The following is a 19,988-nucleotide window of genomic DNA, read 5'->3' as shown; positions in this document are numbered from 1 at the left end:
GCCCAAAGGAGTATGTTTGGATATTTTAATCGTTAGTCAGTATTTTTGGCCTGAACCCTTCATTATTAATGATCTGGTCATTAAAATGAGGGATCAAGGGCATAATGTGTCCATTTTTACTGGTAAGCCCAATTATCCAGATGGCAATTATTACGTAGGATATAAAAAATCTGGAGTTCAAGAAGAAATTTATGACAATGATATTGCGGTGTATCGAGTCCCACTTCGCTCCAGAAATACTGGTGGTGCTAAAAACTTAATATTGAATTACTTGTCTTTTATCTGGTTCGGAACAGTACATGCTTTCAAATTTTCTAAAAAGAAGCAGTTTGACAGCATATTAGTGTTTGCACCATCACCAATTACCTCAGCAATCCCTGGGATTTTCATTAAATGGCTAACGAAGTCTCACTTGTCGATATGGGTACAAGATTTATGGCCAGAGAGCCTCAGTGCTACAGGTTTTGTCAAAAATAAATTTCTTCTAAGTTGTGTTCGTAAGTTTGTAAAAGGCATTTATTCTTTCTCAGACATGCTTCTTGTTCAATCAAAAGCTTTTATTCCGCAAATTGAACATTTAAGTCCAAGAAAAGAAATTGTGTACTACCCTAATTCAGCAAAAGATGAATTTTCTCAAGATCTGACTTCTCCAGGGCTACCTGCTGAGTTCGAGGAAATACTTAATACCGATTTCTGTGTGGTATTTGCTGGTAATATTGGTACTGCTCAATCGATTGAAACGATTATTGCTGCTGCTAAACAATTGCAAGAAATCAGTGATCTAAAGATTGTTTTAGTTGGTAGTGGGAGTCAACTAGATTGGGTAAAACAACAAATTAATAATCTTGACTTATCTAATGTATATTTGGCCGGAAGATTTCCATCTTCTTACATGCCCTATGTATTTTCAAAATCCCAAGCGCTGCTTGTTACTCTAAAAAAAGATGAGATATTTACTCTAACAGTACCGTGTAAAGTTCAAGCTTATCTAGCCGCAGGTAAACCAATTATTGCTGCCATTGATGGAGAAGGCGCTAAAGTAATCGAGGAAGCTAAAGCTGGTTTTACATCCCCTGCCGAAGCCCCTGAATACCTGGCTATCAACATCAAAAAAATGTATGATCTCTCTGAGGTAGAGAGAGCTAAGATCGGTGAGTCAGGTCGAAATTATTTTCTTCAGCATTTTGAAATGGAAAGCCAAAGTGAGCGACTCATTTCAATACTTCAAAATAGTGTAACTAAAAGGAAGCACACAAAATGAATGTTCTTGTTTTAGGGGTAAGTGGCACAATAGGCCATTCCATATGGACTAATTTGCACAGTGACCCAAGTCATACTGTTTGGGGATCAATAAGAAACACTAGTTTATTACGTTATGTACCCGAAAGCACACATTCAAAACTATTCGTTAATGCTGATGTTTTAAATCCAGATCAGTTACTTCATATGTTTAATCAGTCCCAACCAGATTTGGTTATCAACTGCACCGGTTTAATAAAACAGCTTGATTCTGCGAATGATCCGGCGGTGGTTTTGCCCATTAACTCAATTTTTCCTCATCGCTTAGCTGAATTATGTCATCTAACACAATCGAGACTAATCCAAATAAGTACTGATTGCGTGTTTTCGGGCAAAAAAGGCTCCTATGTAGAAACTGATCTCTCCGATGCAGAAGATTTGTATGGTAAGTCAAAATCAATTGGCGAAATCCATGACAAAGAGCATGTCGTGACTCTTAGGACTTCAACTATTGGACATGAGTTAGATTCAAGTCTTGGATTAGTTGACTGGTTTCTTTCGCAAAAAGACCAAGTCAAAGGCTATAGCAATGCGATATTTTCAGGTCTAACTACCATTGAGCTTGCACGTGTTATACGAGATTTTGTTATCCCTAACCCAAGTTTACAAGGCTTATATCACCTTGCCGCTGAACCCATTAGTAAGTATGATCTTTTGCACCTGGTAGCTGAAATTTATGGAAAGAAAATTAATATTTTGAAAGATGAGAATTTTAGAATCGATCGCTCGTTAAATGCTGACAAATTCAGACAGGCATCGGGGTATATTGCTCCAGCTTGGCCATCGATGATTACAACGATGCATCAGTCTCAGCAAAAAATTAGGAGCAGCTAAATGTTTAACAACAAAACATTAATGATCACAGGTGGCACTGGTTCATTCGGTCAAGTAGTGCTTAAACGATTTCTAGATTCCGATGTGAAGGAAATTCGTATTATCAGCCGGGACGAAAAGAAGCAAGAAGATCTACGTCTTCAATTAAATAATGACAAGATTAAATGTTATATTGGCGATGTACGAGATTTTAATACCATTAATGAAGCAATGTGTGGTGTCGATTATGTTTTCCATGCCGCCGCTTTAAAGCAAGTACCTTCTTGTGAATTCCATCCAATGGAAGCCGTTAAAACAAATATATTAGGAACTGAAAACGTTATTAATGCAGCTATGGCTAATAAAGTAGGCAAAGTTGTCGTGCTAAGCACCGATAAAGCGGTTTATCCAATTAATGCCATGGGTATATCTAAAGCCATGGCTGAAAAGATAGTAGTAGCTAAATCACGTCTATGTTCCAATGAAACAGGACCAATATTCTGTGCGACCCGTTATGGAAATGTCATGGCCTCTAGAGGCTCGGTTATTCCCTTATTTATTAACCAAATTAAAAACAAGCAAAACCTCACTATCACTGATCCCAATATGACGAGGTTTTTAATGTCACTTGAAGACTCCGTTGATCTTGTGCTTCATGCCTTTCAACATGCTCAACCAGGTGATATTTTTGTTCAAAAATCTCCAGCATCAACTGTTGGTGATTTAGCAAGAGCTTTAATTGAAATATTTCAAAGTCAAAGTGAAATTAAAATCATTGGTACACGGCATGGCGAAAAACTCTATGAATCCTTAGTCTCCAGAGAAGAGATGGCTAAAGCTGAAGACATGGGGAAATATTACCGAATTATTGCCGATAACCGTGATTTAAACTACAACAAGTATTTCGTTGAAGGTGAGGTTCAAATATCAAACCTCGATGACTATACCTCACACAACACAACTCGATTAAATGTCCAAGAAGTCAAAGAGTTACTGCTTAAATTAGATTTCATACAGGAGGCTTTCGATGCTTAAAGTCATGACCCTGGTTGGTACCCGACCTGAGTTAATTAAAATGAGTCGTGTCATTTCAGAACTTGATAAGCAAGTTGAGCATATCCTTGTACACTCGGGTCAAAATTATGATTATGAACTTAACCAAGTCTTTTTTGAAAACTTAGGAATCAGAAAGCCCGATTATTTTCTCGATATTTCAAGGGAATCTGTTGCTGATTCAATCGCTGATGTCATTGCGAAGTCGGATAAATTATTTGAGCAATTAAATCCGGATGCCTTAATGCTTTATGGGGATACAAACACCTGCCTAGCAGTCATTGCGGCCAAACGCAGAAAGATCCCGGTATTTCATATGGAGGCTGGTAACCGCTCCTTTGATCAAAGAGTTCCTGAGGAATTAAATCGCAAAGTGGTAGACCATTTAAGTGATATCAACATGGTACTTACAGAGCATGCACGCCGATATTTGGTTTCAGAAGGTATTCGACCTGAGACAATCATCAAGACAGGCTCGCATATGAAGGAAGTGATTGAGTTCTATAGAGAACAAATTGAAGCTTCTGAAGTCTTAGAGCAATGCAATTTACAAAAGGGAAAATACTTCGTATTAAGTGCTCATAGAGAAGAAAACGTGGATTCTCCAGAGAACCTTAAAGAGCTTATTGCGAGTATCCAAGCCTTGGCTGAAACCTATAATTATCCCGTTTACTTTTCTACTCACCCGCGAACAAGAAAGCGAATTGAAAGTTATATTGGGGAAGTTGATCATCCTTTAATAAAATTTGCAAAGCCCTTAGGATTTTTTGATTACATACGTTTACAACAATGTGCCTTTTGCGTTCTGTCTGACAGTGGAACAATTTCTGAAGAGGCATCCATTCTGAACTTACCTGCTGTGACAATTCGTAATGCTCATGAAAGACCTGAAGGTATGGATGAAGGTACAGTGATAATGTGTGGACTGGGTAAAGAGCGCATTTTGGATGCTGTTAAAGTAGTAACGTCTCAGCATGATCCCAAACATCGTGTTGTGAATGAAGTGGGAGATTATCAGTCTTTAACTGTCTCCAAACAAATTGTACGAATTGTGATTAGTTATGTGGATTATATCAATCGTAACGTTTGGAAAAAGTTTATTTAATGATGTCTTCTAATCCGATAATCCGAGCCGCGACCGTAAGGGAGTGGAAATTACGGGACTAGGATATCCGCTCCCTCACGGTCGCGGCTCGGTTGGATTGGTTTAATCCGATGGGCTGGTTCATTTAGAAGAACTTTATTTGGTTTCTATTTTTAATCCGAGCCGCGACCGTAAGGGAACGGAAATTACGGGGCTAGGATATCCGCTCCCTCACGGTCTCGGCTCGGTTGGATTGGCGTCATTGGATAGGCTGGTTCATTTAGAAGAACTTTATTTGGTTTCTATTTTTAATCCGAGCCGCGACCGTAAGGGAGTGGAAATTACGGGGATGGAATATCCGCTCCCTCACGGTCGCGGCTCGGTTGGATTGGCGTCATTGGATGGGCTGGTTCATTTAGAAGAGCTTTATTTGATTTCTATTTTTAATCTGAGCCGCGACCGTAAGGGAGTGGAAATTACGGGGCTAGGATATCCGCTTCCTCACGGTCTCGGCTCGGTTGGATTGGTTTAATCCGATGGGCTGGTTCATTTAGAAGAACTTTATTTGGTTTCTATTTTTAATCCGAGCAGCGACCGTAAGGGAGCGGAAATTACGGGGCTAGGATATCCGCTCCCTCACGGTCTCGGCTCGGTTGGATTGGTGTAACTGCTAGATTATTTGGTTCGAGGAATACTATACTTTTATTAGCCTTCTTCCTTCCAATCGATACTCTACCTCGGAGCTTCTACAAGTTGTAGTCGCATAACCTGACAATGGTAACTCCAATCGCTCACCATACTCACTCATCCAACCAACCTGCTTTCCAGGAACCCCCATCATCAATGCATAAGCTGGTACGTCTTTAGTAATCACCGCACCTGCACCAACAAAAGCATGTTCTCCAATAGTAACACCGCATACTATAGTACAATTTGCCCCCAAAGTTGCTCCTCGCTTAACAAGGGTGTCTTTGTATTCATCTTTACGACTAATGGCAGAGCGAGGATTGTACACATTCGTAAATACCATACTGGGTCCACAAAACACGTCATCCTCTAGAGTAACATTATCATACACCGAAACGTTGTTTTGGATTTTTACGTTATTACCAATTCGTACCTTATTACCTACAAAAACATTTTGTCCTAGGCTGCACCGTTCTCCTATTTGTGCCCCGCCACATACATGAACCCAATGCCAAATTCTGGTTCCCTCTCCAATCTTAGCACCCTCATCAATAATGGCTGTTTCATGAGCATTGTAAGGCATATTTACAACTCCAATGGTAAATGGACGGTTTTATTGTCACGAGCAGATCGGTAAGCTGCAACCAAGAGCTCTAAAGAAGTTAGTCCCTCTCTTCCGTCAACTAGAGGTACCTCATTACCGCGCAAGCTTTCAACCACATTATGGTAGTAAAGTGGATGACCAAAACCATATACAGAGGTTGTTTGGTAACTTGCTTTCTGTATTTCATCATCTTCGGGTAATTTTTCGTCAAATTCCCAATGTTGAATCTCATTGACAGCAACTCCACCAATACGGACTGTGCCTTTTTCTCCGAGGATTGTAATAGATCCTTCAAAATTCTTTGGATATGCCAGCATCGTAACACTCATGGAGCCTAAAGCTCCATTTCGCCAACGAATATTCAGCACACCTGTGTCTTCTGCTTCAATCTTTCTAGCTAAAGTTGCTGTCATGGCTTGAATTGATTCAACAGGACCTAACAACCAATGCAAAAGATCAACGTAATGACTGGCTTGGTTCATGAACGCTCCACCATCAAGCTCCCACGTTCCTCTCCAGCTGGCTTGATCGTAATAGTCTTGCGGCCTTGTCCAAAATACATTGATACTTGCCATATAGATTTTTCCAAATCTATTTTTATCTATGGCATTTTTAAGTAGCTGTAGGGTAGCATTCAAACGATTCTGCTTAACCACATACAATCGAACTCCAGCTTCATCGCAGGCTCTGACCATTCTGATTGCATCATCCCAACGAGTAGCCATTGGCTTTTCAGTCAGAACATGTCTACCAGAATGTGCAACCTTGATTGCTTGGCTAGGATGTAAACCGCTTGGGGTACAGATTGATACAATGTCTGCATTACATACAGCCAACATCTCATCCAAATTCTCATATCCATCCACTCGATAGGTAGAAACTGCTGTCTCTAATGCATTGGAATTAATATCGCAAACTGCAGTAAGATTTAGATTTTCTTGATGTTGTTGAATAGCTTGGAAATGATTATTCGAAATACGGCCACAACCTACAAGGGCTATATTAATCTTTCTACCATTAATTATATTTGGGATCTTTGCCATAGTTACTATGCCCTTACTATGTTGTCTTGAATATATTGTCTAAATGCACCGCGTGTATCAACAATCAATTGAGCACTGCGAGCAATTAAATCATAATCAAACGCCTTATGTGCAGTAGCTAATACAACACAATCATACTCGGTAATTAGTTGTTCGTTTAGATTTAAACTGTTTAAATCAAAATGATGTGCTCTCATAGCTGGAAACACTGGAACATGTGGATCAGAATAGGCAATAGTCGCTCCTCTTTCTTGCAGCAACTCCATAATTTCTACTGAAGGTGACTCCCTCATGTCATCAATATCTCGTTTATAAGCAATACCTAGAACTAGAATTTTACTGCCTTTGATTGCTTTTTCTCTTTGATTCAACGCTTCAGTTATCTTGTGTATCACCCATTCCGGCATTGAGCTATTAATTTCACCAGCTAACTCTATAAAACGAGTATGCATGCCAAATTCTCTGGCCTTCCAAGTTAAATAAAATGGATCAATTGGTATACAGTGACCACCTATACCTGGGCCAGGATAATAGGGTACAAAACCAAAGGGCTTTGTAGCAGCTGCATCGATGACTTCGTGAATATCAATACCCATTTTATCTGCAAGTATTTTCATCTCATTTACAAGACCAATATTGACTGAACGGTGAATGTTCTCAAGCAATTTCGTCATCTCCGCAACTTTTGTAGAACTAACTTTTATAACTTGGTTAATTACGGATGAATAGAGCGTGTAGCCTGCTTCGAGACACTCAGGAGTATTTCCTCCACATATTTTAGGTATTGTGGATGTTGTATATTTATCATTACCTGGATCTTCTCGTTCAGGCGAAAAAGTAAGAAATATATCCTGTCCAACCCGAAACCCTGATTTTTCAATTCGAGGTTTTAATTCTTCATCTGTGGTACCTGGGTAAGTAGTGCTCTCTAGGGAAACTAATTGTCCCTGTCGTAAATAAGGGACTATGCTATCCATCGTTTGCAATACGAAACTCAAATCTGGTTCGCGATATTTATTCAGGGGAGTAGGAACACATAGTATGATGACATCTGCTTCGAGGCATTTTGAAAAATCGGAAGTGGCGTGGATTTTAGGTTGAACTTTCACAATTGAATTAGAAGGAATATGTTGTATATAGGATTGCCCCTGATTCAGTGATTGGTTTTTGCTCTCATCAATATCAATTCCGATAACCCGAAACCCCACCTCTGCAAATCGAAGCATCAATGGTAAGCCAACGTACCCTAAACCAACTATACTAATGATAGCTTCTTTATTGTTTATTTTATTCATTAATTCATTGAGCATCATGTATTACCCATAGTTATATTCTTATTTTCAATATTCATTAGGCCAAATTTTCTCTCAAGCTCGAATGCTCCTGGCTTGACCACGGGATCAGTTTCATTCTTGCCACAAACAAAATGTGGGTGTATTTTGCAGATCTTTGGATTCCGTGGTCAAGCCACATGACTCCAAGTATCGAATTAATTATCAACACAGTCCCCTATTCTGAGGCAACGCTATTCTTTTCAAATATCTGGCAAATGGAATTAATCACTCTATCGATGTCATACGGTTTTAAATTTGAACCAGATGGCAAACATACCCCATAATCAAAAAGATAATCGGAAACACTGAATTTATCAGTATGTGGATAGTATTGCGATCCTGCAAATAATTTTTGTTTATGCATAGGCTTCCAGGTTCTTCTTGCTTCAATTTGATGCTTTTTAAGTTCATCAATCAGCTGTTCGGGTTTAATATCTGACAGCGTTGGATCAATTACCATAGTGGACAACCAGCGAGTGGCGTACCCTTTATCTATTTCTGGCATCATTTGAATAAAGGGATAAGAGGCAAATGCTTTTCGATAATGCTCAAAAACAGCCCTTCTTGCCTCTACTCTTTTTTCAAGAACTTTCAATTGCCCTCGTCCAATACCAGCAAGAACGTTGCTCATACGGTAATTATAACCAACTACACTGTGCTCATAATGAGGCGCTGGATCTCTAGCTTGGGTTGATAAAAACCTTGCTTTTTCAATCAAACTTGAATCTTCAGATACCAACATTCCACCACCTGATGTGGTGATAATTTTATTTCCATTAAAGGAAAATACTCCAAGTTTCCCAAACGTTCCGCTAGCCCGGTTGTTATACCTGGCACCTAAAGATTCAGCAGCATCCTCAATAATTGGAATATTGTATTCATTACATAATGCACACAATGCATCATAATTTGCGCTTTGGCCATATAAGTTCACAATGATAACGGCTTTAGGCAATTTATTGTTTGCTTTAGCCTCTCTCAACGCCCTCTCTAATGCCACAGGAGACATATTCCAAGTATCCATGTCAGAATCAATAAATATCGGAGTTGCACCTTGATATAAAATAGGGTTGACGGTTGCAACAAAAGTAAAACTTGACGAAAACACAGCATCGCCTGGTTTGATGCCTAATAATACCAGAGCTAAATGAATAGCTGCTGTTCCAGAACTTAAAGCTACCGCGGATTTAACTCCTATGAATTCAGAAACTTCTTTTTCAAAGGCATCTACATTTGGACCTAAGGGAGCAACCCAGTTTGTAGCAAAGGCTTCTTGAACGTATTGTTGCTCATGTTCTCCGATATGAGGAGAGGACAATAATATGTTTGAGGAAAGTTCTTTTCTGTGAATTAATCTCACTGGGATACCCTGATCATCAATGAGTGGCACATGATCAAACTCATATCTTTTCATTAATTCATAGGCATCTTGTATTGTAGATGTTGATGGTAACGAAATAGACTGGTGTAAAGGCAATGCACTTAAAGGAGAATCTAAATGAAGATCCTTGAGCAACAAGCGTCGCAAGTCACCATCGGTAACTGTTCTGATAAAACGATCATTCTCATCAACCAAAAACAGAACACCTTGGGCTGTCTCATCTAGCTTTTGTAAAGCCTCTTTCAAACTATTGTTCTTTTTAACAAATAACTCTTTTAGATCAATCATGTTATTCCTTTGGCAAAGCAGGCACACCCATCACGGTGGTGGAGCTCTTTACATTTTTAGTTACTACAGCTCCAGCCCCAACTATTGCGCCATCCCCGATTTTAATACCAGGCAGCACAATGGCTCCTGCACCTATAAAAACACTATTGCCCACTTTAACTTGTCCTCCAAGGGTAACATTAGGAGCAACATGAGTATAATCACCCACTATGACTTCGTGATCTACGATTGCACCATGATTTATAATGCTTGAAGTTCCGACCGAAGAATCTGGGGCTAAAATAGACATTGCCGCAATGAATGCACCTGGACCAATCGTTACCGAGGTAGATAGGCATGCTTTGGGATGGATAATAGTCAACAAGTATGTATTAGGATTAAGTGCTTTAACAATCCGTTCACGAACCTTATTATTGCCAATGCTGATATGCACAAAACCATCAAAGGTCGTTAAGCTCTCTAACGTTGAATCGATGATGCACCCATGAATTTCTTGTCCATGCAATGACACATTGTCATCACAAAGTGAAATATCATAATCTAATTGCTCTTGAAATAAAGCATCTAGCACCACTTTACAGTGTCCGCCACAACCTATTAGTTTTAATTTAGTACGCATTAGTTTTACTTAATATACCTGGTTCTAAGGAAATGGATTTGAGCAAATGGTAACACCTTTCGCTTGTATTTCCATCTCCATAACAATTTTCAAATTTGATTCGATTGATAGCTAAGGCGCTTTTTAATGCAGAGAGTATTTCGGAATAATCAGGACATACATCAATCACATTATTACTTCGTTCACGTAAGTTTTGCCTGCTGCCTACGTTAACTACAGGCAAATTGAAGGATGCGGCTTCAATAATTCCACTACTCGAATTCCCTAGCATAACATCGGCGTGAAATAAACAATCAAGATAATCCTTGCGATGTAAGTGCTTAATAATTTGAATCTGGTGATAAACTTTTAGATTCTTTATCGCTTCTCTTATTAAATGTCCACCTGTATCTGCATTAGGTTCTAAACAAATAATTTGTAAGTCCGAGTCTAGCGCTGCTTTTATAACTAGCTCAAATTGTTCTTTAATCGTAGCAACTTCTTGGACTACAGGATGATACACAAGTAAGGCTATTTTTTTATTTGGGACAAATTGAAAGTGTTGACAAAAGTCATCTCTGGATAAGGGTTTATGGCTCTTCACTTCATCTAATCCAGGGGCTCCGACAACATATACTCTATCAGGACATTCTCCCATTTTTATCAAACGCTCTTTTGATTCCTTAGTTGCAACAAAGTGGTAATGCGACAATTTGGAAATGCAGTGCCTAACCATTTCATCAACCGTTCCAGAGCGCTCTCCCCCGTGCAAATGCACAGTAGGAATATTTAGATGCACTGCAGCAATAGCTGCAGCTAGCATTTCTCCTCGATCACCCAAAATAAGAACAATATCTGGTTTTTCGTTGAGAAATACATCTGTCAAACCAATTATCGCTTGTCCTATGGCCTTGGACATTGTTCCCAGGCTGATTGTCGTTACATCAATAGAAATTTGAGCACATATTCTAAATCCATCCTGCTGGATTTCATCGACAGTTTTACCGTATAATTCCTGCAGATGCATTCCAGTTACACAAAGTGATAAATCAATCTCCTTAGATTGCTCGAGGCAATTTAAGGCATTTCGCATTAATCCATAATCTGCTCGAGTTCCTGTGACATAAATAATTTTTCTTTTGGTCATGCTTCAATATGTTCCCAAAGTAAAGTAGTACCTGCTGGTAAATCCAATGTTAATTTTGTACCTATAATCTTTGAAAAATCCGCTGGACTAATTCCTGTACCTGGTCTTAGAAGTTGTATATCTTCCTCTTTGATGGAGTCCCCTTTCATTAGATCGGTCTTTAAAGTGACGCTTCTTCGGACTAATGCGCGAATGGGTAACTCACTCTCAGAAGGCTTTTTTCCCCCATTGCCTAATGCTGCTTCTGCATTCCTAATACAATGGACAAGTTCCCTAAGCTCATCAGGGGTCATTGATGCTTGGTGGTCAGGTCCTGGCAATGTTTGATCTAGTGTAAAATGTTTTTCAATAACGCAAGCACCCATGGCAATTGCCATTGTGGGAACTAATACACCCAAAGTATGGTCAGAATAACCAACGGGTAAATGAAACTCTCGAGCTAATGTTTGCATTGCTCTTAAATTAACGTCTGAGAAAGCAGTGGGATAATTCGATGTGCAATGTAATAAAACAAGTTTGTTATTTAACTGGTCGCCATAGAATGGTTGCACGGTATCTATCGCCGTTTTTACTTCAGCGAGATCACACATCCCTGTCGATAAAATTAAGGGCAACCCTGTTTTTGCACAGTGCCTTAAATAGGGAAGATTAGTTACCTCTCCTGAAGGTATTTTGATTCGTTTCACACCCAAATCAACTAAGAAATCCACCGTTTGATGATCAAAGCCTGTAGACATAAACTCAATACCCAGCTTAAAGGCTAAGTCGCTTAATAAATAATGATGTTCCTCACTGAGTTCGAGCTCTTTAAGCATCTGGTATTGTGTAGTGGAATCTGGTGAATTCCTTCGTTGGTAATCTGCTTTACCAACGGTTTTATTCACCAAAGTATCCGCTTTAAACGTTTGAAATTTTACAGCATCAGCACCTGCATCTTTAGCTGCTTTGACTAGTTCAATCGCTAAATTCAGATCACCATTATGATTTACACCAGCTTCGGCAATGATAAAACAGCTCATACGACTCCCTCTCGTTTTAACACAAGCATTTTTTCAGCAATTGCCCAATCAATAGGAGTATCTATATCTATCGATTCAATAAAGCGATCTAGCAATAAAGCCTTCGTAGGCTCGCTATATAATGAGCGGTTTGAAAGTATCGTTTCAGCACTAGCAAGATAAATGACGCCATTTAACTTAAATAGGGATTCATGAGATTCTTTATCGCTAAGGAAATCCGGCCTTTGCAAATTGCCCTGATTATCAATAGCCCGACACCAAGAAAAATTAAATGGAAGTGGGCTTACTGAAACGACACTACAGCCTGATTGATTGTGCAACTCTACTGCCTTTTGAATTGATTCTACGCTTCTAAATGGAGAGGTTGGCTGCAATAATAAAACACTATCAAAAGTCATATCCATTTCTTGGAATTTCTCAAGGGTATCAATAATGGCATCGCATACATCTGAGTTGTCTTGAGCAAGACTCTCTGGTCTCATCCAAGGCACAGAAGCCCCATATTCCGTTGCAACTTTTGCTATTTCAAAGCAATCTGTTGATACTACTACCTCTTTGCAACATCCCGATTCCAAGGCCACTTCTATGGTGTGTGCAATTAAAGGCTTACCTGCGAAAGCCTTTGTGTTTTTCCCTGGTAATCTTTTAGACCCCCCTCGGGCTGGGATCATTGCCAATACTCTCACAGATCACCTTAAATTCGAATAAAATTCTCTAATATTTTTAGTCCAATTTCACCACTCTTCTCCGGATGAAATTGACAGCCATACAGGTTGTCTTTTTTTATCACAGCACTTATTTCTTGACCATCATAAAACGTGTCTGCCAGTCGATGTTCTGGATTTTTGGGAATAACTCGATACGAATGAACAAAATAAACTGAAGCACCTTTAACCATATCCTTTAATATTGTATTTTCCCAATGGCTATCTGCACTCGATGTCTGTAAACAGTTCCATCCAATATGCGGTATTTTATGAGGAGTTCCGTCAATTCCTTCTGGGGGAATTGACTCCACTTCGCCTTCAATCAGATCCAAGCCTTTGTGCAGTCCAAATTCATGACTCTGGCTCAGCATCATTTGCATGCCTAAACAGATCCCCATGAAAGGTCTGCCCGTTTGTCCATATTGTTTCAGAGAGTCCACCAAGCCAAGCTCCGTGAGCCCCCTCATCCCATCCTGAAATGCTCCTACCCCTGGCAAAACCAATCGGTCTGCTTTCATCACTTGTTCCGACGTGTTAATTATTTCTATTTTTGTTTGAAAATACTCAAACCCTCTTACAACACTTAATAAATTACCTATGCCGTAATCAACAATTGAAACCGCTTTCATAAGGCTCTCACTTCTATACCATGCTCTAGAGCATAATTTCTGACCTCTTTCAAGTTTGTCCTTTCATAATGGAGTATATCTGCCATAGCAATAGCATCAGCTTTTCCATGGTAAACCGCTTCAGATAAATCCTCCAATTTACCCATGCCCCCACTTGCTATTACAGGAATTGAAACTGCCTGAGAAACTTCCCTGATTAAAGAAATATCAAAACCTTCACGAGTTCCCTCACGATCAATGGATGTGAGTAAGATTTCTCCCACACCACATTCTTGGCCTTTCATTGCCCAAGCAACAACATCCATCCCAGTCGTTTCTCTGCCATTATCCGTCATGACCTCCCAACTCCCATTACTTCTTTTTAGAGCCTCAATGGATAATACGACACACTGAGAACCAAATTTTTTGGCAACTTCTGTTAATAATGAAGGGTTTTTGGTTGCAGCAGTATTTATTGCTATTTTATCAGCACCACACCTTAGCAATTCTTTAGCATCATCGACACTGCGCACGCCTCCTCCCACTGTTATGGGAATAAATATATTTTGGGCGGTTTTTTTAACAATCTCAGATATGTTATTTCGACCATACAGAGAGGCTACAGCATCCATGTATATTATTTCATCTGCACCTTGAGCATAATATCGCCTAGCAAAGTCATTAGGGTTACCTATAACTCTCAACCCTTCAAGATGAACTCCCTTTATAAGATTTGGCCCCTTAATATCCATTCGAGCAATTAAACGAACCTTATGCATAGAAGTAATTACTCCAAAATAGATTCAATTAATCGAGGAAGTATACATTAAAGCTCATTATCATAAAATAACTTGATTTTGAATTACTATTATTTATCATTTCCCCATCGCCAAGCGACCCTGTTTAGATCTATAATCACAAAATCGAATTACATAGGAATATTGCATGTCCTTGACGGCCATGTATAACAAAATCGCAGATAACTATGCGACCGCAAATCGTTTTGGTGCTATTAGCGAAAGCCATCATGTTGCCATAGAGCAAATGAAGAAATTTTATTTGGGCTCAAAACCCCATTATAAAATTCTTGATTTGGGAGTTGGTAATGGTGCATTTTTACAGAAACTGCATCATGTTATGCCAAGTGCTGATTTCACCGGTATTGACGTTTCTGCTGAGATGTTAAAGCGAGCAAAAGAAGCTTTGCCATTAACAACAATTGAAGGTTCTGCAGCTGATGCAAACAAGTTCCTGCCGGCTCATAGTCAAGATTTAGTATTAGCTCATTTTATCAATGCTTATATCCCTATCAATGTTCTATTTGATGAAGCACGCTATTTGACACGTTCAAATGGCTATTTTTCAATGATAACGACTACCTATGAATCCTTCCCGGTCGCCCAGAAACAGCTGGCCGAGTTTATTGCTCAGGAATCAATAATCAGTAGAGTTGTGGGTCATTATTACAAATCCATAGTAAGGAATACTACGGTTGCAGTGAATCAAGTCGAACTTGTCCAAGCATTTAACAACCATCAATTTCAGATTGTTGACCATCAACGCTTAGAAATACCCATCACTTTGAATAATGTGGATGAATTGGTACTGTTTGGGATAGAAGGAACTTGGTTTTTAAATACTTTATCCATTCGCATGCTCCCCAAATATTTTATTATTCAGAGACTTAAAAGACTGTTCAGCAACATCTTTACTTTTCCATATCACGACACTCATATTATTGATGTAGTTCTTGCAAAGAAGTGATAAGCTCCTTAACGTTGTGACGTGCAAAGCTAATTAGTTTAGACTGCCCTCATACATCCTTTAGGAACTTTCTCCCAAACGGAGAAGAAATTATTGGAGCATTAAGGAACGAGGTGTGAAATTGATTTCTCAAACGATTAAAAACTATTTTCCTGAACTGAGTCTTCGACAAAAACAATCCAACAATATTGTTTTTATTACGTTCTGGAGCCAATTTTCAGTTTATGCCCTGAATACCATTCTTGTCCTGTTTTTAACCAGACCAATACTCGAACATGGATTAGGGTACAGTCAAGCAAAAGCCTATGCGTTTCTGGGGATTACTCAAGCCACTGGATATTTAATGCCCATTTTAGGGGGTCATATGGCGGATAACGTGGTTGGTGTAAGACGGTCCATTCTTCTGGGTGGATTTATGCTAGCCTTCGCCTATCTTCTAGTTATGCTCAGCGGATATACGACCAACTCTTTAGGCGATACGATGTTTATCTTAGCTTATGCTTTTGTACCCGCAACCAACTCCTTATTAATGGGTACCGCTTCCAGCATGGTATCAAATATATACTCTGACGATGCTGTCAAAGCAAAATCAGCAATGACTTACTATTATATGGCTATCAATGTAGGGGCCCTTCTAGCGACAATCATTGCGCCCGCCTTGCTTGATAGCCGGTATGGGCCTCTTTCTGTATTGACCGTTGCTTTTGTAGGAAAATCGATTGCAGCATTGAATTTTGCAAAACGTTATGCCATTTATGAGTCAGTCATATGGGGAAAAGATAAATCAAAACTCTCTAGAGACGGAATCTTACGTTTGCTTGCTTACATTGCCATCATCTACTCTCTGACTTTGTACGCATACACCCATGTTTATATCGCCAGTACACTAATCGGTACTGGGTGCGGTCTAGGGATTCTTTGGTTTTTAGTTAAAACACTAAAACTGACAGGAGAAACCCGAAATAAACAAATGATAGCCGTATTACTTATCATAGAAGCCGTTGTGTTTTTTATTATCTACAACCAAATGAACAGTACGTTAGTTATCTTCGCAAAATCAAACTCAGACCTTGGTTTGTTATGGTTTAAAATCTCGGCTGCACAATATCAAATGTTAAACCCCTTATTAATCCTCCTTATCGGTAGTCAACTTCCACGATTTTATCGATATTTTTCAAATTTTAATATTCCTTATCAATTTGCAGCAGGTACCGTCCTTTCAGGTGTTGCATTATTAGTCATGGCTTTCGCTGCTGTTCGCGCAGTTGATGGGATCGTCAATGGAAATTATATTGCTTTGACCTATATTTTAATATCTATTGCTGAATTATGGGTTAGTGCCATTGGTTTAAGCATGATAGGACTGTACTGTGATAGTAAAGCCATCGCCTTTGCTATGGGAGTTTGGTATTTAGCGAGCTCGATGTCCAATGCGATTTCTGGACGGCTGGCTGGATGGGTTGCTATTCCTTAAAACATCCAATCTCCAATCGAAAGCCTTCCATTCTATAAAAGCTACTATTTCACCATGGGCCTTGTCGCTTTAGGGATCGGAGTAATCATGTACTTTGTGGCCCATTATTTACAAAAGGCAATGAAACGAAAAGGGATTGTGCTGTCTTGATCCGGAGTTAACAGTATCCATTTTTCTTAACCGAATAGCATTGAGTGCTAACAAGTCTCCTATAGAAAAATTGATTATAACAACGCTAATCCGAGCCGATACCGTAAGGGTTTAGATACAGCCGGTAGGTGCAAACGAACTGCAACATCCTGGTTGACAGAGATCATCAACCAGGTGTTTCTGTTATTGAAATGCATTTGGATCAAACGATTGGCCATTCAATTTCAACGTTTGATTTTCTAAACTAAATTGAATGATGTAATCTTTTACATCAACTTTAAGATACCCTTTATCAATTAAGTGTTGTAATAAGGCATCCAATTGTTTTTGTGCTTCAGCATCTATATCCATTGGAGCTGGTGTTACGGTAGCGATAGTACTTGTGTCTGTGCTTTCAGGAGTTCCTTGAGCAGTTTCTTGGGGTGTAGTTTGGGTTTGGGTTTGGGTTTGGGTTTGGGTTTGGGTTTGGGTTTGGGTTTGGGTTTGGGTTTGGGTTTGAAGCTTATTTTTAATGGAAGATAACATTAACCCTTTAATCACCTCGATAGGTGCTCTTAATTGGCCCTCACCTTTCGTATTCTGAATGATTTGACTTGGATCTATATATTCACCCTTAACTAAGCTAACTTTGAAGTGTCCTATAATTTGACCTTCAGGGAGACTGATATTAACCTCAGGTACCTCAATTTCAGGTCCTAGTGTAAGTAGTTTAGGCAAGTCAAAGAATAACGACTGTGCATTTAAATCAGAACTTCCACCACTTTCTATCATGCCCATCCCTTTCTTATTTATCTCAGCAATAGCATTAGCATCAAGATTTTTAATGGTTAATTTTAGGACTCCAGGACCATAATTCTTATTATCGACCAGCAGCTTTTTAAGGCTTAAATCAACACTCAGATTAAACGCATCTCCTTGTACATCCGACGCCACCTGATAGTCAAAGCCCTCCAAAGCAAATTGCTTGTTTTGAGGCACAGAAGCCGTTATCGATGGTACATCTAGATGATAATGACCAATCCATAAGCCTTCTTTAATGCGTTTCATGTTAAAATCGTTAAATACACCATCGACATTGAATGTTACATCCCTAGCAGACCCATTAAGCCCGTGGAAATCAAAAGTACCATCCAATTGATCCACATTTGAAGTAACACTTAGTAATGAAGTAATCCCTTTCCACTCAAATTGAAAACTATCTCCAGCTGGTATCGTATTGGCTTGCATTGCAAAAGAGGGGAAAGCATATCGAATAATGGTTTTGTTCAGTAAATTGATTAATACTCCATAATGCGTTTCAGGATTTGTTGTTACTTGCCCAATTCCTAGACGAACCCCACTGTATGTACAAATAAATGGCCCATGTTGGATAATTAATGGATAACTAAGTTCAAAATCAACGGGCTTACTACTGCCTGATCCATTGGTCGATGTTTGCTCAGGAATATGCATTTTAACTCTTAAGGTTGCTTCCGAGGTAAACCAACCTCGTTGGTATTTATCAAGTTTTAATGTCAGTATAGGATTCTTAGGGAAAGCATTAATATTTTTATTTAGAGTACTTTCGACAACCATCCCCATGACGTAATAGGCAACAAGAAGAACGACTACCAGGCTAACTAGAACACCAATCCATTTTTTCATAAATGCTCTTATTTTGAGTCCTTTGTATTTAATTTTTAGACTAAAGTCTTGGTTTTGTAAAATTATTTAGTGGTGTTGGGGTAATAAAAATCCGCTCCCTTATGGTCGCGGATATAATGGATACTTAAATTTGAAAACAAGAAAATTATAACTCTAAACCCAGATTATCTCTCTTAAATACCCGATCAGCTCGATAACTTGAACGCACTAGCGGGCCAGAAGCCACTTCAAAAAAACCTTTCTGCAAACCTATTCGCCTGAATTCAGCAAATGCTTCTGGAGTAACGTATCTTGCGACAGGGAGATGATTTTTTGTCGGTTGTAAATATTGACCTAAAGTAAGTATATCTACTTGATGGGCTCTTAAATCATCCATCGTTTGAATGATCTCTTCGTCCGTCTCTCCTAAACCAAGCATCAAACTGGTTTTCGTCAATACATCTGGGCGATAATTTTTTGCAAAAGACAGGACATCCAGTGTTTGGTGATAACCTGCACGGTTGTCTCTAACAGGGTGTGTTAATCGCTCTACTGTTTCGACGTTTTGAGCAAATACATCAACTCCACTATCTAATAAAACAGCAACATCTTTAGTATTACCTTGGAAATCTGGCGTTAATGCTTCAACTTTTGTTTTGGGACAGCGGCGCTTAATAGCACGTATTGTTTCTGCATAATGGTTTGCTCCTCCATCAGGCAAATCATCACGATCGACAGAGGTAAGAACCACGTAATCTAGGTTCATGATAGCAACAGTATTTGCCGAGTTTTCTGGCTCATCTTTGTCTAACCAACCATGAGGGTTTCCAGTATCCACGGAGCAGAATCGACAAGCTCTAGTACATACGGCACCCATCAGCATAATTGTTGCAGTTCCGTGAGACCAACATTCGCCAATATTGGGGCATTTAGCTTCTTCACAAACAGTTGCTAAGCGATGTTTTTGAACTTGGTCTTTAACTTTAGTGTAGGCAGGTGTCGTTTGGTTAACGATTCTTAACCACTTAGGTTTCGGAAGGCGTTCTTGAGTAGTTTCTGACGCTTTTACCCCGTCCTTAATGGCTGTCACTCCATTTGAAGTTTTGTATTTTTGTCCGCTTTCTATTACAACGGGAATGTCAATCAATTTACTCATGGCACAACCTGGTTAACTGAATGTAGGAATGATCCCAAATCATGTGCATAAGATCAAGCTCTATATAGACAGGACTTCTAAATAACTCCCAACATCTAATTGATATTTGGAGTAAAATTTATCTGATTTTCGATCAAGCTCATGCCGAACTCAGCT

General features: G+C 39.2%; 18 protein-coding genes and 1 pseudogene. 7 read left to right on the top strand and 12 right to left on the bottom strand.

Going from position 1 to position 19,988, the window contains the following annotated elements:
* Positions 1-16: 16 nt before the first annotated feature.
* From Lwal_RS01085 to Lwal_RS01065, 5 genes are all read left to right on the top strand, one after another.
* On the top strand, positions 17-1,261 hold the full coding sequence (locus Lwal_RS01085; protein ID WP_058479085.1) for a glycosyltransferase family 4 protein: 1,245 nt from the start codon (positions 17-19) through the stop codon (positions 1,259-1,261).
* Complete coding sequence (locus Lwal_RS01080) at positions 1,258-2,133, top strand: dTDP-4-dehydrorhamnose reductase family protein (protein WP_058479084.1); 876 nt, start codon at positions 1,258-1,260, stop codon at positions 2,131-2,133. Before Lwal_RS01085 ends, Lwal_RS01080 begins: the two co-directional genes overlap by 4 nt.
* Positions 2,134-3,147 (top strand): polysaccharide biosynthesis protein, encoded by a 1,014-nt coding sequence (locus tag Lwal_RS01075; protein WP_058479083.1) that lies wholly within the window; start codon positions 2,134-2,136, stop codon positions 3,145-3,147. It abuts the gene before it with no gap.
* Positions 3,140-4,270, top strand: coding sequence for a non-hydrolyzing UDP-N-acetylglucosamine 2-epimerase (gene wecB / locus Lwal_RS01070; protein WP_058479082.1), 1,131 nt, complete (start codon positions 3,140-3,142; stop codon positions 4,268-4,270). Before Lwal_RS01075 ends, wecB begins: the two co-directional genes overlap by 8 nt.
* Positions 4,271-4,409: 139 nt before the next feature.
* The gene (locus Lwal_RS01065; protein ID WP_058479081.1) at positions 4,410-4,781 is read left to right on the top strand and encodes a hypothetical protein; all 372 of its coding nucleotides are present in this window, start codon (positions 4,410-4,412) and stop codon (positions 4,779-4,781) included.
* A gap of 162 nt (positions 4,782-4,943) precedes the next feature.
* Here Lwal_RS01065 and Lwal_RS01060 read toward each other — a convergent pair whose 3' ends face one another.
* The 10 genes from Lwal_RS01060 to hisF all read right to left on the bottom strand — a co-directional run bounded on the left by Lwal_RS01060 (position 4,944) and on the right by hisF (position 14,444).
* Positions 4,944-5,519 (bottom strand): acyltransferase, encoded by a 576-nt coding sequence (locus tag Lwal_RS01060; protein ID WP_058479080.1) that lies wholly within the window; start codon positions 5,517-5,519, stop codon positions 4,944-4,946.
* A gap of 2 nt (positions 5,520-5,521) precedes the next feature.
* Positions 5,522-6,583: a Gfo/Idh/MocA family protein gene (locus Lwal_RS01055; RefSeq protein ID WP_058479079.1), complete on the bottom strand. Its 1,062-nt coding sequence runs from the start codon at positions 6,581-6,583 to the stop codon at positions 5,522-5,524.
* 5 nt (positions 6,584-6,588) lie between these two features.
* A complete protein-coding gene (locus tag Lwal_RS01050) occupies positions 6,589-7,896 on the bottom strand; it encodes a nucleotide sugar dehydrogenase (RefSeq protein WP_197697714.1) in 1,308 nt (435 codons plus the stop codon).
* Positions 7,897-8,092: 196 nt separating this feature from the next.
* On the bottom strand, positions 8,093-9,586 hold the full coding sequence (locus Lwal_RS01045) for an aminotransferase class I/II-fold pyridoxal phosphate-dependent enzyme (RefSeq protein WP_058479078.1): 1,494 nt from the start codon (positions 9,584-9,586) through the stop codon (positions 8,093-8,095).
* Position 9,587: 1 nt separating this feature from the next.
* Entirely contained in the window at positions 9,588-10,205 is a 618-nt protein-coding gene (locus tag Lwal_RS01040) for an acetyltransferase (RefSeq protein ID WP_058479077.1), read from the bottom strand.
* Entirely contained in the window at positions 10,195-11,331 is a 1,137-nt protein-coding gene (gene neuC, locus Lwal_RS01035) for a UDP-N-acetylglucosamine 2-epimerase (RefSeq protein WP_058479076.1), read from the bottom strand. Before neuC ends, Lwal_RS01040 begins: the two co-directional genes overlap by 11 nt.
* Positions 11,328-12,350 (bottom strand): N-acetylneuraminate synthase, encoded by a 1,023-nt coding sequence (neuB, locus tag Lwal_RS01030; RefSeq protein ID WP_058479075.1) that lies wholly within the window; start codon positions 12,348-12,350, stop codon positions 11,328-11,330. Before neuB ends, neuC begins: the two co-directional genes overlap by 4 nt.
* On the bottom strand, positions 12,347-13,036 hold the full coding sequence (locus Lwal_RS01025) for an acylneuraminate cytidylyltransferase family protein (protein ID WP_058479074.1): 690 nt from the start codon (positions 13,034-13,036) through the stop codon (positions 12,347-12,349). The genes neuB and Lwal_RS01025 overlap by 4 nt, the downstream gene beginning before the upstream one ends.
* An 8-nt stretch (positions 13,037-13,044) precedes the next feature.
* On the bottom strand, positions 13,045-13,686 hold the full coding sequence (hisH, locus tag Lwal_RS01020) for an imidazole glycerol phosphate synthase subunit HisH (protein WP_058479073.1): 642 nt from the start codon (positions 13,684-13,686) through the stop codon (positions 13,045-13,047).
* Positions 13,683-14,444 (bottom strand): imidazole glycerol phosphate synthase subunit HisF, encoded by a 762-nt coding sequence (hisF, locus tag Lwal_RS01015; RefSeq protein WP_058479072.1) that lies wholly within the window; start codon positions 14,442-14,444, stop codon positions 13,683-13,685. The genes hisH and hisF overlap by 4 nt, the downstream gene beginning before the upstream one ends.
* 166 nt (positions 14,445-14,610) lie before the next feature.
* Between hisF and Lwal_RS01010 the strand changes: the two genes are divergently transcribed.
* A complete protein-coding gene (locus tag Lwal_RS01010; RefSeq protein WP_058479071.1) occupies positions 14,611-15,429 on the top strand; it encodes a class I SAM-dependent methyltransferase in 819 nt (272 codons plus the stop codon).
* Positions 15,430-15,544: 115 nt separating this feature from the next.
* Positions 15,545-17,053 (top strand): annotated as a pseudogene (locus Lwal_RS01005) (peptide MFS transporter).
* 183 nt (positions 17,054-17,236) lie between these two features.
* On the opposite strand, the gene Lwal_RS01000 reads toward Lwal_RS01005, so the two are convergent.
* On the bottom strand, positions 17,237-18,697 hold the full coding sequence (locus tag Lwal_RS01000; protein ID WP_058479070.1) for a DUF945 family protein: 1,461 nt from the start codon (positions 18,695-18,697) through the stop codon (positions 17,237-17,239).
* A 145-nt stretch (positions 18,698-18,842) separates the two neighbouring features.
* Entirely contained in the window at positions 18,843-19,832 is a 990-nt protein-coding gene (gene lipA / locus Lwal_RS00995) for a lipoyl synthase (protein WP_058479069.1), read from the bottom strand.
* Between the last annotated feature and the right edge of the window lie 156 nt (positions 19,833-19,988).

This window comes from Legionella waltersii (assembly GCF_001468085.1).
GTDB lineage: Bacteria > Pseudomonadota > Gammaproteobacteria > Legionellales > Legionellaceae > Legionella > Legionella waltersii.
Note: the sequence above shows the minus strand (reverse complement) of the source record. Positions and strands in the feature narration are given on the sequence as shown.